The organism is Terrisporobacter othiniensis, assembly GCF_000808015.1.
GTDB classification, from domain to species: Bacteria; Bacillota; Clostridia; order Peptostreptococcales; family Peptostreptococcaceae; genus Terrisporobacter; species Terrisporobacter muris.
In genome coordinates this window covers 1-13,589 of the sequence record NZ_JWHR01000068.1, presented here as the reverse complement: position 1 = coordinate 13,589, position 13,589 = coordinate 1, and the positions used below count along the sequence as shown (strand labels likewise).

General features: G+C 30.5%; 13 protein-coding genes, 2 pseudogenes, 1 riboswitch and 1 other annotated feature. Of the genes and pseudogenes, 7 read left to right on the top strand and 8 right to left on the bottom strand.

The window, feature by feature from the left end:
* Positions 1–105: 105 nt before the first annotated feature.
* The 5 genes from QX51_RS07005 to QX51_RS06985 form a co-directional block, all read right to left on the bottom strand.
* Positions 106–762, bottom strand: coding sequence for a 3-oxoacid CoA-transferase subunit B (locus QX51_RS07005; protein ID WP_039679193.1), 657 nt, complete (start codon positions 760–762; stop codon positions 106–108).
* A complete protein-coding gene (locus tag QX51_RS07000; RefSeq protein ID WP_039679192.1) occupies positions 755–1,420 on the bottom strand; it encodes a 3-oxoacid CoA-transferase subunit A in 666 nt (221 codons plus the stop codon). The genes QX51_RS07005 and QX51_RS07000 overlap by 8 nt, the downstream gene beginning before the upstream one ends.
* A 19-nt stretch (positions 1,421–1,439) precedes the next feature.
* Complete coding sequence (locus QX51_RS06995; RefSeq protein ID WP_039679191.1) at positions 1,440–2,645, bottom strand: acetyl-CoA C-acetyltransferase; 1,206 nt, start codon at positions 2,643–2,645, stop codon at positions 1,440–1,442.
* Between the two features lie 199 nt (positions 2,646–2,844).
* Entirely contained in the window at positions 2,845–3,726 is an 882-nt protein-coding gene (locus tag QX51_RS06990) for a LysR family transcriptional regulator (RefSeq protein WP_052232937.1), read from the bottom strand.
* A gap of 145 nt (positions 3,727–3,871) precedes the next feature.
* Positions 3,872–5,065, bottom strand: a complete 1,194-nt coding sequence (locus tag QX51_RS06985; RefSeq protein ID WP_039679190.1) for an L-serine ammonia-lyase, iron-sulfur-dependent, subunit alpha — start codon at positions 5,063–5,065, stop codon at positions 3,872–3,874.
* A 272-nt stretch (positions 5,066–5,337) separates the two neighbouring features.
* Positions 5,338–5,508, top strand: a riboswitch (Lysine riboswitch).
* A gap of 139 nt (positions 5,509–5,647) precedes the next feature.
* On the opposite strand from QX51_RS06985, the gene QX51_RS06980 reads away from it, so the two are divergent.
* The 4 genes from QX51_RS06980 to dapD all read left to right on the top strand — a co-directional run bounded on the left by QX51_RS06980 (position 5,648) and on the right by dapD (position 9,086).
* Entirely contained in the window at positions 5,648–6,646 is a 999-nt protein-coding gene (locus tag QX51_RS06980) for an aspartate-semialdehyde dehydrogenase (RefSeq protein ID WP_039679189.1), read from the top strand.
* Positions 6,647–6,708: 62 nt separating this feature from the next.
* Positions 6,709–7,608 carry a 4-hydroxy-tetrahydrodipicolinate synthase gene (dapA, locus tag QX51_RS06975; protein WP_039679188.1) on the top strand — a complete coding sequence of 300 codons (900 nt, stop codon included), beginning with the start codon at positions 6,709–6,711 and terminating at the stop codon, positions 7,606–7,608.
* Positions 7,602–8,345 carry a 4-hydroxy-tetrahydrodipicolinate reductase gene (gene dapB / locus QX51_RS06970; protein WP_039679187.1) on the top strand — a complete coding sequence of 248 codons (744 nt, stop codon included), beginning with the start codon at positions 7,602–7,604 and terminating at the stop codon, positions 8,343–8,345. The genes dapA and dapB overlap by 7 nt, the downstream gene beginning before the upstream one ends.
* A 27-nt stretch (positions 8,346–8,372) precedes the next feature.
* The gene (gene dapD, locus QX51_RS06965) at positions 8,373–9,086 is read left to right on the top strand and encodes a 2,3,4,5-tetrahydropyridine-2,6-dicarboxylate N-acetyltransferase (RefSeq protein WP_039679186.1); all 714 of its coding nucleotides are present in this window, start codon (positions 8,373–8,375) and stop codon (positions 9,084–9,086) included.
* Between the two features lie 80 nt (positions 9,087–9,166).
* On the opposite strand, the gene QX51_RS06960 is transcribed toward dapD, so the two are convergent.
* The 3 genes from QX51_RS06960 to trpS form a co-directional block, all read right to left on the bottom strand.
* Positions 9,167–9,859 (bottom strand): LrgB family protein, encoded by a 693-nt coding sequence (locus tag QX51_RS06960; RefSeq protein WP_039679185.1) that lies wholly within the window; start codon positions 9,857–9,859, stop codon positions 9,167–9,169.
* Positions 9,860–9,874: 15 nt separating this feature from the next.
* On the bottom strand, positions 9,875–10,261 hold the full coding sequence (locus tag QX51_RS06955; protein ID WP_039679184.1) for a CidA/LrgA family protein: 387 nt from the start codon (positions 10,259–10,261) through the stop codon (positions 9,875–9,877).
* 91 nt (positions 10,262–10,352) lie between these two features.
* The gene (gene trpS, locus QX51_RS06950) at positions 10,353–11,375 is read right to left on the bottom strand and encodes a tryptophan--tRNA ligase (RefSeq protein ID WP_039679183.1); all 1,023 of its coding nucleotides are present in this window, start codon (positions 11,373–11,375) and stop codon (positions 10,353–10,355) included.
* Between the two features lie 184 nt (positions 11,376–11,559).
* Positions 11,560–11,807: a binding site (T-box leader), on the bottom strand.
* 189 nt (positions 11,808–11,996) lie between these two features.
* Here trpS and QX51_RS06945 point away from each other — a divergent pair.
* The 3 genes and pseudogenes from QX51_RS06945 to QX51_RS20610 form a co-directional block, all read left to right on the top strand.
* Positions 11,997–12,818 carry a hypothetical protein gene (locus QX51_RS06945; RefSeq protein WP_039679182.1) on the top strand — a complete coding sequence of 274 codons (822 nt, stop codon included), beginning with the start codon at positions 11,997–11,999 and terminating at the stop codon, positions 12,816–12,818.
* Positions 12,819–12,958: 140 nt separating this feature from the next.
* Positions 12,959–13,303: pseudogene (locus tag QX51_RS21780) on the top strand (HTH domain-containing protein); the annotation flags it as partial.
* A gap of 30 nt (positions 13,304–13,333) precedes the next feature.
* A pseudogene (locus QX51_RS20610) lies at positions 13,334–13,589 on the top strand (hypothetical protein); the annotation flags it as partial.

Sequence of the window (13,589 nt, the reverse complement as noted above, 5' to 3'; positions counted from 1 at the left end):
CCTTTTGTGTATTTTAAGATGCTTTAATATTATTTAAAGCATCTTATTTGTGCTTGTTACTTATATTTAGGATTTATACCTTTATTACCTGATTTTATGTATTATTTATTTCATAGGTACTAAGTTCTCACTTATAATTAACTTAGCTTCTGTTGCTGCTTGAATTTCTTCTATTGTAAACTCTTCGTTTATTTCAACTAATAATAAACCTTCTTTTGTAACTTCCATAACACCCATTTCAGTTACTATTAAATCAACTTGATTTTTAGCTGTTAATGGTAAAACACATTCTTTTAAGATTTTGTGTTTTCCTTTAGCTGTATGTTCCATTGCAACAATCACTTTTTTTGCCCCAACAACTAAGTCCATAGCTCCACCCATGCCTGGAACTAATTTCCCTGGAATCATCCAGTTTGCTAAATTCCCTTGCTCATCTACCTGTAATGCTCCTAGTACTGTAACATCTACATGACCACCTCTTATTATTCCAAAAGAAGATGAACTATCGAAGAAAGCTCCTCCTTCATTTATACTTACAGGTGCACCGCCAGCATTAACTATATATTTATTAACATTTTCCTCATCTGGAGTTGGCCCTATTCCAACAAATCCATTTTCAGATTGCAATGTTATATCCACATCGTGAGGTAGATAATTGGGTATTAATGTAGGTAAACCTATTCCTAAATTTACTACATCTCCATCCTTTAATTCTTTAGCAACCCTTTTTGCTACAAAACCTTTTATTTGACTTCTATCCATTTATTTTACCTCCATCTATAATGTAGTCTACAAATATATGTGGAGTCATAACATGCTCTTGATCTATTTCTCCAACTTTAGCAACTTCATCTGCTTCAACTATTACAACATCTGCTGCTGTTGCCATTATAGGCCCAAAGTTTCTTCCTGAACCACTGTAATAAGTATTTCCTTTTTCATCTACCTTACTTGCACCTATTATAGCTATATCAGCTTTTATAGGTTTTTCTATTAAATACTCTTTATCATCTATTACAATAGTTTCTTTTCCTTCAGCTACTAACGTGCCTATTCCTGTTGGTGTTACTACAGCACCAAGTCCTGCACCAGCACTTCTTATTCTTTCAGCTAAAGTTCCTTGAGGTATAAGTTCAAATTCTGTTTCTTTATCATTTAATTGTCTAATTGCTTCTGGATTTAGACCTATATGACTAGTTTGTATTTTCTTAAATTGTTTGTTAACAACCATCTTACCTACTCCGTAATCTACAAATCCAGTATCATTACATACTAAAGTTAAGTCTTTTACTCCTAACTCAACTAATTTATCTATTATTTTGTGAGGACTTCCACACCCCATAAATCCACTAACCATTACAGTCATTGAATCTTTAACTATTTCATTTAGATTTTCTAATTTTATTAATTTATTCTTCATTAAATATCACCCCTATTCGCTATACTGATTTAATAATTACACAAGTTCCCATTCCACCACCTATACAAAGTGATGCTAAACCATGTTGTAACTCTCTCTTTTTCATTTCATGAATAAGAGTTGTAATTATTCTTGCACCTGATGCTCCTAGAGGATGACCTATTGCTATTGCTCCACCATTTACATTAGTTTTATCTTCGAACCAATCTTCTGTAACATTATGATTTTCTGTTAATTCTTTTATAACCCCTAAAGATTGAACTGCAAAAGCTTCATTTAATTCTAATAAATCTATTTCTTCTAAATTCATATTAGCTCTATCTAATGCATTTTTTATAGCTGGTACTGGTCCTAATCCCATAACTGATGGATCAACTCCACCTTGTCCAACTGATACTATCTCTGCTATTGGATTTAATCCATATTCTTTAACTGCTTTTTCTGATGCGACAACTATTATACTTGCACCGTCATTTATTCCTGACGAATTACCAGCTGTTACAGAACCATCTCTTTTAAATGCTGGTCTTAAGCTAGAAAGCTTTTCAATATTTGTTGTTCTATTTGGATATTCATCTGTATCAAATATAGTAACTGCTTTTTTTGTTTTTACTTCTATAGGAACTATTTCATCTTTGAATCTTCCTTCATCAACTGCTCTTATTGCTCTTGATTGAGATCTTATAGCAAAGTTATCTTGTTGTTCTCTTGTGATATTGTGTTTATCTGCTATATTTTCTGCAGTTATTCCCATATGGTAATTATTAAATGCATCTGTTAAACCATCATGAACTAGTGAGTCTTTTAAGTTCATTTCGCCCATTTTATTACCTGTTCTTGCACTTGCATCTGTAACATAAGGAGCTTGGGACATAACCTCTACTCCACCAGCTACTATTAAATCTGCCATTTCACCTTTTATTTGTGAATAAGCCGTCATTACTGTTTTCATTCCGCTTCCACATATTATATTTATTGAATAAGCAGGAACTTCACTTGGTACCCCTGCATATAATGCAGCTTGTCTTGCAATACCTTGCCCTTGACCTGCTGGTAATACATTTCCTAGTATTACTTCATCAATTTTGCTTGCATCTATGTTATTGCTTTCTATTACTGATTTCATAACTTGGCCTGCTAATTCTGCTGGCGATACTGTTGATAATCCTCCTAAGAACTTACCTATAGGACTTCTTTTTGCATCTACTAAATACACATTGGACATCGTTTTCCTCCATATTATCTCATCTTTTATTTTCATAAATTTAATTAATAATTTTTAATTATTTTCATTCCTAAAAAGATTAGCGCTCTTTTCATTATTTAGTATAAGTCCTATAATTTATTTTGTTAAATACCTCTTTTACATACAACTATAATTTTTAGTTATGATTAAGTAATAGCAGTGCTTATTATATATTTTTTTATTTATATTTTTCTATTGTGAATTCTATAAATGATTTCAAATACTTTGATATATGCTTATCTTTTTTTAATATAAATCCTACATTCCAACTTATATTTGGATTTTGTATTGATATTAATTTAAAGTCTTCTCTTTTAAACCTTCTAACTATAGGTTCTGGCATAAGACTTACTCCTTGATTAAGAGAAACCATTTCCATAATATAATCCCATTGAGAAGTTTTTAATATTATATCAGGTTCAAATCCTGCTATTTTACATGCCTCTATAGTCTTGTTATACATCATAAACTTTTCGTTAAAAGTTATAAATTTTTCATTTCTCAAATCTTCTAAATTAACTTCATCTTCACATCCTAGCCTATGATTTTTACTTACAACTAACATTACCTTACCACTAGAAATAAGCTCTGTTATCAAATCATTATCATCTATAGGTAAGATTACAGCTCCTAAATCTATTCGTTCTTCTTCCACACTAGATTTTATTTTATTGGCTCCTTCTTCAATAATCCTAATATCAATAGCAGGATTTTCCTTTTTAAATTCAGCAATAACAGATGTAAAGTAAACACTACTTATTACTGGTGGTAAACCTAAGTTAATTACTCTATTACAGCTAGTAAATGTATCTTGTAACTTGTTTAACTCATCTTGAATAACTTCTATTGATTTCTTTGCATTATTATAAAATATCTCTCCCTCATAAGTCAGTCTAAATGACTTTGAGTTACGTTCAATTAACTGCGCATTTACTTCCTTTTCTAAGTTTTTTATATTTTTACTAAGCGCTGGTTGTGATATGTAAAGATTACTAGCAGCCCTAGTAAAATTTCCTTCTTTAGCTACCTCTAAAAAGTATGTAATGTCTTTAATTTTCATATTGATAAGCTCCTCTGCATGCAAAATATGTCTCTGTAATATATTAAATTTATTAATTATAAAATTATTTTATAAATTTTTAAGCATAAAAAAAGAGAAATAAGATAATCTTCTTTCTCTTTTTTCTTCAATAAATTTATTTAAACTAGCAAGTAAAGAATAATTTAGCTATTCCACCTTTTGAAGTTTCTCTATATTTATCCATCATATCTCTACCAGTTTCGTCCATTATTTTAACGATTTGGTCGAAAGTAACATGATGCTCTCCATCTGTTAATAGTGCATAGTTAGCAGCATCTAAAGCTCTTTGAGCTCCCATTGCATTTCTTTCTATACATGGTATTTGAACATATCCATAAGCTGGGTCACAAGTCATTCCTAAGTGATGCTCTAAACCTATTTCAGCAGCATACTCTATTTGTCTTAATGATCCACCTTTTAAGAATGCTATTGCTGCAGCAGCCATTGCACATGCAACACCTACTTCACCTTGACATCCTACTTCAGCACCTGAAACAGATCCGTTTCTCTTAACAAGAACACCTACTAAACCTGCTACAGCTAAAGCGTCTAATATCATATCATCGTCATATCCATAGAAATCTTGCATTGCAAAGAATATTCCTGGTAAAACACCTGCAGAACCACATGTTGGAGCAGTTACTATAACATATCCTGATGCATTTTGCTCAGAAGCAGCTAAAGCATAAGTGTATACTAATGTATTTAATTGTTTATTAGCTAGATATTGCTTGTAGAAGTATCCAGCTTTTCTCTCTAGGTTTAATTTTCCTGGTATTACTTCTGTAGCTTTTAAACCATCTTCTACTGATTTTTTCATAGCATCTTTTATAGTTACTAAGTAATCCATTATATCAGCATCATCGTAAGTTTTTACGTAATCTACAAAGTTTTTGTTGTTTTGTTTACACCAAGCTATTATTTCTTCCATTGTTGAATGAGGGTAAGTGTCATTTCCTCCAGCATTTCTCATTCCTTCTTCAGCTATTGTACCTCCACCAACAGAGTAGATAGTCCAATCTCCAATTACATTTCCGTCAGCATCTATAGCTTCTAACATCATTCCATTTGGATGATATGCTTTAACTATATCTTCTCTCCAAAGTATTTCAACATGCTTTGGTTCAAGAGTTTTTTTGATTATATAATCAGTTAAATGCCCTTCTCCTGTTGCAGCTAAACTTCCGTATAAGTGAGCTTTGTAGCTAGCAGCTTCTGGATACTTATTTTTAAATTGTTCAGCAGCCCTTTGAGGTCCCATTGTATGTGAGCTCGAAGGTCCATTTCCTACTTTGTAAAGTTCTTTTAGTGATTCCATTTTATTCCTCCTTGGGGTTTGCATATTCTTTATTCATAATAAGAAAACATATTCCTAATTAACAATTATACCTCTTTAATAATAATAATTTAAGAATTATTTAATTATTATCATTATTAAAAGGCTTTTTCATAATTTTAAAATAATATATAAAATATAATACCTAAAATCCGAAAAAAAATCTAGACATTGAATAAGGTAATTTTTTACATTTTTATTGATTTTTTCAAATTTATGTACTACTATTATTAATAATTTAATAAAATATCTTAACCTAGGGTAGAGGTGCGGTAATTAAAAGTATTTGAAAGTAGTCGGCAGATGATGATATTCAAAGAAAGGAATTATTGCCGAAAAGGTAATCTTTGCAAAGATTATTTTTGGGGTTATACATAATATGTATAGCACTGTCACTTATTTTTAAGTGGTGAGCTACAAGGTTTACTTTGATATGGCGTTATTAAACGTACAAAGTATACCTTTGTACGTTTTTTTATATATATATAAATATAAGCTCTCCCTTAAATTTTTCTCTATGTTATTAATGTTAAATATAAAATATATTATTACGGGGTGATTGAAATGAAAAAAGTTAATGTTGCTTTAGTTGGTGCTACTGGTATGGTGGGCAGAACTTTCATAAAAGTTTTAGAAGAAAGAAATTTTCCAATAGATAATATCTATATGTTCTCTTCTGCAAAATCTGCAGGTTCTATTGTAAAATTTGCAGGCAAAGATATTGTTGTTGAGGAGCTTAATGAAAATTCTTTTGATAAGGATATTCAAATAGCTTTATTCTCTGCTGGAGGGTCTATAAGCGAAAAATATGCACCAATAGCAGCTTCTAAAGGTGTAATCGTAGTAGATAACTCAAGTCAATGGAGAATGAATCCTAATGTTCCTTTAGTTGTTCCAGAAGTTAATCCAGAAACAGTAAAAAATCACAAAGGAATAATTGCAAATCCAAACTGCTCTACTATTCAAGCTATGGTACCTCTTAAACCATTACACGATAAATATGGTTTAAAAAGAGTTGTTTACTCAACTTATCAAGCTGTATCAGGCTCTGGGGTTAGAGGCGTTCAAGATTTGGAAGACGGAATACAAGGAAAACCAAATACATTCTATCCTCATCCAATAGCTTTTAACTGTCTTCCTCATATAGATGTTTTCGAAGAAAATGGATATACAAAAGAAGAAATGAAAATGGTAAATGAAACTATGAAAATCTTAGAAGACTACAATATCAAAGTTACTGCTACTACTGTAAGGGTCCCTGTAAGAGGTGCTCACAGCGAATCTATAAACTTAGAATTTAATAAACCATTTGAGTTGGAAGATATATTTACTATTCTAAAAAATGCTGAAGGTATAACTGTTGTGGATAATCCAGCTAACAATGAATATCCTCTAGCAGTTGATGCTGAAGGTCATGATGAAGTTTATGTTGGAAGAATCAGAAGAGACTTCAGTGTGGATAATGGTGTTAATATGTGGGTTGTTGCTGACAACATAAGAAAAGGTGCTGCTACTAATGCAGTTCAAATAGCTGAATTATTATTAAAGTATGATTTAGTATAAAAACAAGTTTTGATAAATATTAATTAATAGAGGTTAAATTTAAGAAAAAGGGGAGATTTTTTATGATATTTAAAGGTTCTGCAGTTGCTTTAGTTACACCATTTGATGAAAGTGGGAATATTAATTTTGAGAAAATAAAAGAATTAGTAGAGTTTCAAATTGCAAATGGCACCGATGCAATAGTTGCTTGTGGTACTACTGGGGAGGCTAGTACTATGAATGACGAGGAACACTTATCAGCTATAAAAGCTATCGTTGATGCTGTTAATAAAAGAATTCCTGTAATAGCTGGAACTGGTGGAAATGACACCGCTCACTCTATCTATATGAGCCAGGAAGCTGAAAAATTAGGCGCAGATGCTCTTTTAATTATAACTCCTTATTACAATAAAGCTAATAAATCAGGACTTAGAAAACATTTTGTATCTATTGCAAATAGTGTTAAACTTCCTATAATTTTATACAATGTTCCTTCTCGTACAAAAGTTAATATACCACCTGCTCTTGTTGCTGATTTAGCTAACAATGTGGATAACATAGTAGCTCTTAAAGAGGCTTGTGGAGATTTAGCTCAAGTAGCTGAAGTTTGTAGATTAGTTCCAGAAGGCTTTGCTGTATATTCTGGCAATGACGATTCCATACTTCCTCTACTTTCAGTAGGTGGATCTGGAGTTATATCAGTGCTTGCTAATATTTGTCCAAGAGAAACTCATGATTTGGTAGCAAAATTCTTTGAAGGCGATATAGAAGGTTCTAGAAAATTACAATTAGGCATGAAACCTTTAATAGATGCTTTATTTATAGAAGTTAATCCAGTACCAGTAAAAACTGCTGTAAATTTAATGGGATTCAATGTGGGAGACTTAAGACTTCCTCTCGCTGAAATGGAAGAACAAAATTTAGAAGTTTTAAAAAGAGAATTAGTTAATTGGGGACTAAAAATACAGGAGGCAACATGTTAAGAGTAATTATAAATGGATATAGCGGTAGTATGGGTAAAGTTTTAACTAAATGTGTTAATGAAGACAGCGAGCTTCAACTTGTTTGTGGTGTATCTAGAGATGAGTTAGAAGTTCCATTCAAAACTTATTTTAAAATGAGCGATGTGTCTGAAACTGCTGATGTAATTATAGATTTCTCTCATCACTCTACTATAAATGATACTTTAAGTTATGCTACTAAAACAAAAACTCCTTTAGTAATAGCTACTACAGGATTTAATGAAGATGAATTAGGAAGAATAAAAGAAGCTTCTACTATTGCTCCTATATTCCACTCTTCTAATATGTCACTTGGTGTAAATGTATTAGTTAAATTAGTTAAAGAGGCTGCTAAAGCTCTTAATGAATTTGATATAGAAATAATAGAAAAACATCATAATAAGAAACTGGATTCACCAAGTGGTACAGCTATTATGATCGCTAATGGAATTAAAGATGTTCTGCCAGGCAGTGAATGCATCTATGGAAGATATGGTCGCTCTGAAAAGAGAAAGCCTACTGAAGTCGGCATTCATGCCATAAGAGGTGGAACAATTGTAGGTGAACACACTACTATCTTTGCAGGGCATGATGAAGTAGTAGAAATAAAACATACAGCTCAATCTAAGGATATTTTTGCTAAGGGTGCTATTGCTGCTGCAAAATTCTTAGTAAATCAAGAAGCTGGATATTACAATATGAATAATATGCTAGACTAAAAACTAGACAATTTGGGGAGGATGACAATGGTTAACTTAAACGATGCTTATGAAATAGCTAAATATATAAAAGATGCAGAAAAACAAACACCTGTAAAAGTTTATATTTCAGGTGATATAAAAATAGAAAAAAATGATAAATACAAAGTATTTGGCAATGAAGGTTCTTATGTTTTAATTGGGGATTATAAAACTATAATGAATGATGTTGAAAACTTTAAGTCTTCTGTGGATAATATTCATGTTGAATATGACAGAAGAAATTCAGCTATCCCTCTTTATAACTTCTTACACGCTGAGGCTAGAATTGAGCCAGGTGCATTAATAAGAGATATGGTTACAATAGAGAAGAACGCTGTTATTATGATGGGTGCCGTTATTAATATAGGTGCTGTTGTTGGAGAAGGATCTATGGTAGATATGAACGCTGTAATAGGCGCTAGAGGAATACTTGGTAAAAATGTACACCTTGGTGCTTGTTCTGTAGTTGCTGGTGTTCTTGAGCCACCTTCTGCTACTCCTGTTATAATAGAAGACGACGTTTTAATCGGTGCAAATTCAGTTATCCTTGAAGGTGTAAGAGTTGGAAAAGGTTCTGTTGTTGCTGCAGGTTCTGTTGTTACAAAAGACGTTCCTCCAGGTGTTGTAGTTGCCGGTTCTCCTGCTAGAATAATTAAGAATAAGGATGGAAAAACTGCTGATAAAACTAAATTAATGGAAGGTTTAAGAGATTTAGATTAATTAAATTAAAAATCCTTACAATTTAAAAAGGCGAACAAACTATTTATGATTAGTTTGTTCGCCTTTTCTATTCATAGTAGCTATCCGATAAAATTAATTAGTATTGGTACTATAATAACTGTCATTACTCCTGATATTCCTATTGATAAAGAAGACATAGCGCCTTCCACTTCACCTATTTCTAAGGCTTTACTCGTCCCTAAAGCATGAGCAGAAGTTCCAATTGCAATTCCCTTAGCTACTGGATGCTTAACTCTACCTATTTTTAAAAGTTGTTCTGCAAATATATTTCCAAATATACCTGTTATTATTATACATACAACAGTTATTGACTCTACTCCTCCTAATTGATTTACAAGAGATATTCCCATAGGAGTTGTTATAGATTTTGGAATCATAGAGTAAATTATTTCATTACTTGTAGATGTTAATTTTCCTACTAGAACAACTATTATAAATGAAGTTACTACTCCTCCTAAAATACCTACTAAAATTTCCTTAAAATGCTTTTTTAACAAGTCAAATTGTCTATAAAGAGGAACTGCTAATACTACTGTTACAGGTCCTAACATAAAGTTTATTATATCTGCACCTGTTTTAAATTTTTCATATGGTATATTAGTTATTTTTAAAAATAGTATGATTAATATTATGCTTATCAACAAGTTATTAAATATTGGTTTCTGTGTTTTTTTCTGAATGTATAGACTTATGTTATAAAAAACCAAAATTGTTATTAGTCCAAATAATTGAGTATTTAATATTTTTTCCATTTAGTCTACCTTCCTTTACGCTGATCTTTCATCATTAATATCTGATGATATATTCTTTCTATTAATCATAAATTCTACGATCATTCCTGTAACAAGCATTACTATAATTGTTGCAGCAGTTCCACTTAATAATAAAACCAGCATATTATCTGTTATTAATCCCAGTGAATTTATAAGAGACACACCTGCAGGTACGAAAAATATAGCCATGTTTCCTAATAAGAAGTCTGACACATCTTTTATAGTTTCTTCTTTCATTATTTTAAATTGAAGTAATAGGAACAGTATTATCATCCCTATAATTGTTCCTGGCATAGTTATAATGTTACTTAATAAAGAACTAATTAACTCTCCTACTGCCCATATTCCAAGTATTATTCCTAATTGATTGAATATTTTCATGAGACTCCCTCTTCTTTAGTATTTTGTATTTTTTATAATTAAAATTATACAGCAAAAGGTGTCGTTAATAAACAACACCTTTATATCTATTTTATAAACCTTTGAAATATTCAATTCCCATAGCTTCTCTTACTTCTTTTAAAGTTTGAGCTGCTACTGCTTTAGCATTTGCACTACCTTTTTTTAATACTTCATATAAATATTCTTTGTTTTCTTCTAATTCTCTTCTTCTTGCTCTTATTGGAGCTAACTCTTCTTCAAGTACTTTTATTAATAATCTCTTAAGCTTAACGTCTCCTAGTCCACCCCTTCTATAATGTTCTTTTAATTCTTCTAAATGTTCTTTATCTTTGTAGAAAGCATCTAAGTAAGTGAATACTGTATTATTTTCCACATTTCCTGGATCTTCTACTCTTATGTGGTTAGGGTCTGTATACATGCTCATAACTTTCTTTTTAACTGTTTCTTCATCATCACTTAAATATATAGCATTTCCTAAAGATTTACTCATTTTAGCCTTACCATCAATTCCTGGCATTCTTCCTTCTATTCCTTCTGGATACATTCCTTCTGGCTCAACTAAAACTTCTCCATATATGTTATTGAAACTTCTTACAACTTCTCTAGCTTGCTCTAACATTGGCTTTTGATCATTTCCAACTGGTACTAAATCAGCTTTAAAAGCAGTTATATCTGCTGCTTGACTCACTGGATAAACAAAGAATCCTGCTGGAACACCTTCTCCACCAAATGATTTTTGTTTTATTTCTTCTTTTACAGTAGGGTTTCTATTAAGTCTTGCTACTGAAACTAAATTTAAGTAATAAGCTGTAAGCTCTGCTAATTCTGGTATTTGTGATTGTATAAATATATTAACTTTCTCTGGATCTAATCCAACTGCTAAGTAATCCATAGTAACTTCCATTACAGAATTTATTATTTTTTGTGGATCCTTTGCATTATCTGTTAATGCTTGTTGATCAGCTATCATGATATACATATCATACTCACCTGTGTTTTGTAATGCTACTCTGTTTCTTAAAGAACCTGTATAATGACCTAAATGAAGTTTTCCAGTAGGTCTATCTCCTGTTAATATTCTTTTTTTACTCATTTCTTCATCTCCTTGTGATATTTAATGTTCAGTAAATCTATAATTTTTTATAATAAAAAATTCGCTTCGCTCATATCGCCAACGGCTTCGCCCGTTGCTCAAATAACAAAGTTAGAAATTATACGTTATCCACAGAACAGATAACATATAATTTCCTTACAATTAAAAAAACTCCGTCCTAATACAATAGGACGGAGTGTTATATCCGCGTTGCCACCTAAATTGTGTACTATAAAATACACCTCTTAATTATTGATACTATCATACCTCAATTGCTGTAACGTGCAACTCACGATAAAGTCTACTCTCTAAATAGATTTCGATTTACTCCTAAAAGGTCCATTCATTAAATCTTTCTTGTTGAGATTCCACCATCCTCAACTCTCTATATTGAATCTTAATTTAACTACTCTTCCTTATCATCGGATTTATTATATGATTTTCTATTTTAATATTATTATCTTTTAGTTTAAATGTCAATAAATTTACTTACTATATATTATTAATCAGTTAATTTATTGTTATACTATTTTCAATAAATTATTTATAATATAATAATTAATAGAACTGTAATAAGAATGTTAAAATAATAGTAAGTAGTGTGGATAAAGAGGTGTTAAAATGAATATGCAAAAATATAATCAAGAAAATCCTCAACTAGTTAATTCTATTGTTTGTGCTATAGATATATTAGGATTTTCGCAGATGATAGTTGATTCTTGTAATAATGGTAGTGGAAGTCAATTACTTAGGGAGATTAATTATCTTATAAATAAAAATAAACAATGTATCATTCCTAATAAATACAGTCAAGGTAAAATAAAAATCTATACTGACAATATGATTGTTGGATACCCAATTAAAGATGATGGTGAAGAGGAATTAGATGAAATATTAGATAATGTATCAGAGTATCAGTTCAACTTATCATTGGAAGGTCTTTTTGTTAGAGGTGGAGTAAGTGTAGGTGATTTTTACATAAATGAAGATATTGTTTTTGGTCCAGCTCTTTTGGATGCACATAATACTGAAAGTAAATTAGCCTGCTATCCAAGAATAATATTAGATGATAAAACAGTAACAAGACTACAAAAATATATAAATTATTATGATATAGCTCCACAACATAATAAAATACTTATAGATAATGATGGTCAATGGTTCTTAAATTATTTAAATACTATTTTTAAATATTATACTGAGTGCAATAATGAATATGAATTTGAGAGAATTCAATTGGAGTTACTGCTTAGACATAAAGAAAAAATAGAAGAAATGTTAGAAATACATAAGACAAATATAAGAGTATGGGATAAGTATGTTTGGACTGCAAATTACCATAACTATTTTTGTGATTTGAATTTTCCAGATAAAAAACAATTAAAGATATCTAGAAAAACTTTACTTTCTTGGCCAAGACAAATTTCAAATAATGATTTTTAAGTTAAATATATAATAAAAAACTCCGTCTCAAAATAAAGTGGATCCTATACAGTGGACACGAGAAAAAAACGTGTCTACTTGTATAGGATTTATTTTTATGTAAAATAGTTATAAATGAGTTGAATTATTATGAGTAAAAAATATTTTCAAGTGAAGAAATTAAGAAATTATCTATAAATAAATATGTTAAGAACATAACTGAAAAAGGAATTACATATACTAATGAATTTAAATTACATTTTATTGATGAATATGAAATAGGGAAAACACCTAGACAGATATTTGAAGATGCTGGATTTGATATTGATATAGTTGGAATTGAACGTGTTAAATCCTCTAGTCGTAGATGGCGAAAATCATATAGTGATAAAGGTGTTCTTGGTTTAGATGATACAAGAACATTAAATTCGTGTAGAACTCTTAATCGTGAATTAACATTAGAAGAAATTTTAGCAAAAAAAGATACTGAAATTGAATATTTAAAAGCGGAGCTTGAACTTGTAAAAAAGTTAGAAGTGAACGAAAGGCAGGTGAGAGATAATAAATTAAAGCCATCTAAAGTTTTTGAATTGATATATAATTTGATTTCTAAGTTTAATTTAAAAGAAATGACCAAACAACTATGCAAAATTTCAAATGTTTCCACTTCAGGATTTCATAAATTTCTAAATACACAGACCTACAGAAATACTAAGGAAGATAACGATTTAAAGTCAAGAGATATTATTTTAAAAGCGTTTAATCATCGTGGATATAAGAAAGGATCTAGAT

Coding starts and splice junctions, on each gene's coding strand:
- QX51_RS07005 (WP_039679193.1), bottom strand. CDS start 762: ATGGATAGAAGTCAAATAAAAGGTTTTGTAGCAAAAAGGGTTGCTAAA.
- QX51_RS07000 (WP_039679192.1), bottom strand. CDS start 1,420: ATGAAGAATAAATTAATAAAATTAGAAAATCTAAATGAAATAGTTAAA.
- QX51_RS06995 (WP_039679191.1), bottom strand. CDS start 2,645: ATGTCCAATGTGTATTTAGTAGATGCAAAAAGAAGTCCTATAGGTAAG.
- QX51_RS06990 (WP_052232937.1), bottom strand. CDS start 3,726: ATGAAAATTAAAGACATTACATACTTTTTAGAGGTAGCTAAAGAAGGA.
- QX51_RS06985 (WP_039679190.1), bottom strand. CDS start 5,065: ATGGAATCACTAAAAGAACTTTACAAAGTAGGAAATGGACCTTCGAGC.
- QX51_RS06980 (WP_039679189.1), top strand. CDS start 5,648: ATGAAAAAAGTTAATGTTGCTTTAGTTGGTGCTACTGGTATGGTGGGC.
- dapA (WP_039679188.1), top strand. CDS start 6,709: ATGATATTTAAAGGTTCTGCAGTTGCTTTAGTTACACCATTTGATGAA.
- dapB (WP_039679187.1), top strand. CDS start 7,602: ATGTTAAGAGTAATTATAAATGGATATAGCGGTAGTATGGGTAAAGTT.
- dapD (WP_039679186.1), top strand. CDS start 8,373: ATGGTTAACTTAAACGATGCTTATGAAATAGCTAAATATATAAAAGAT.
- QX51_RS06960 (WP_039679185.1), bottom strand. CDS start 9,859: ATGGAAAAAATATTAAATACTCAATTATTTGGACTAATAACAATTTTG.
- QX51_RS06955 (WP_039679184.1), bottom strand. CDS start 10,261: ATGAAAATATTCAATCAATTAGGAATAATACTTGGAATATGGGCAGTA.
- trpS (WP_039679183.1), bottom strand. CDS start 11,375: ATGAGTAAAAAAAGAATATTAACAGGAGATAGACCTACTGGAAAACTT.
- QX51_RS06945 (WP_039679182.1), top strand. CDS start 11,997: ATGAATATGCAAAAATATAATCAAGAAAATCCTCAACTAGTTAATTCT.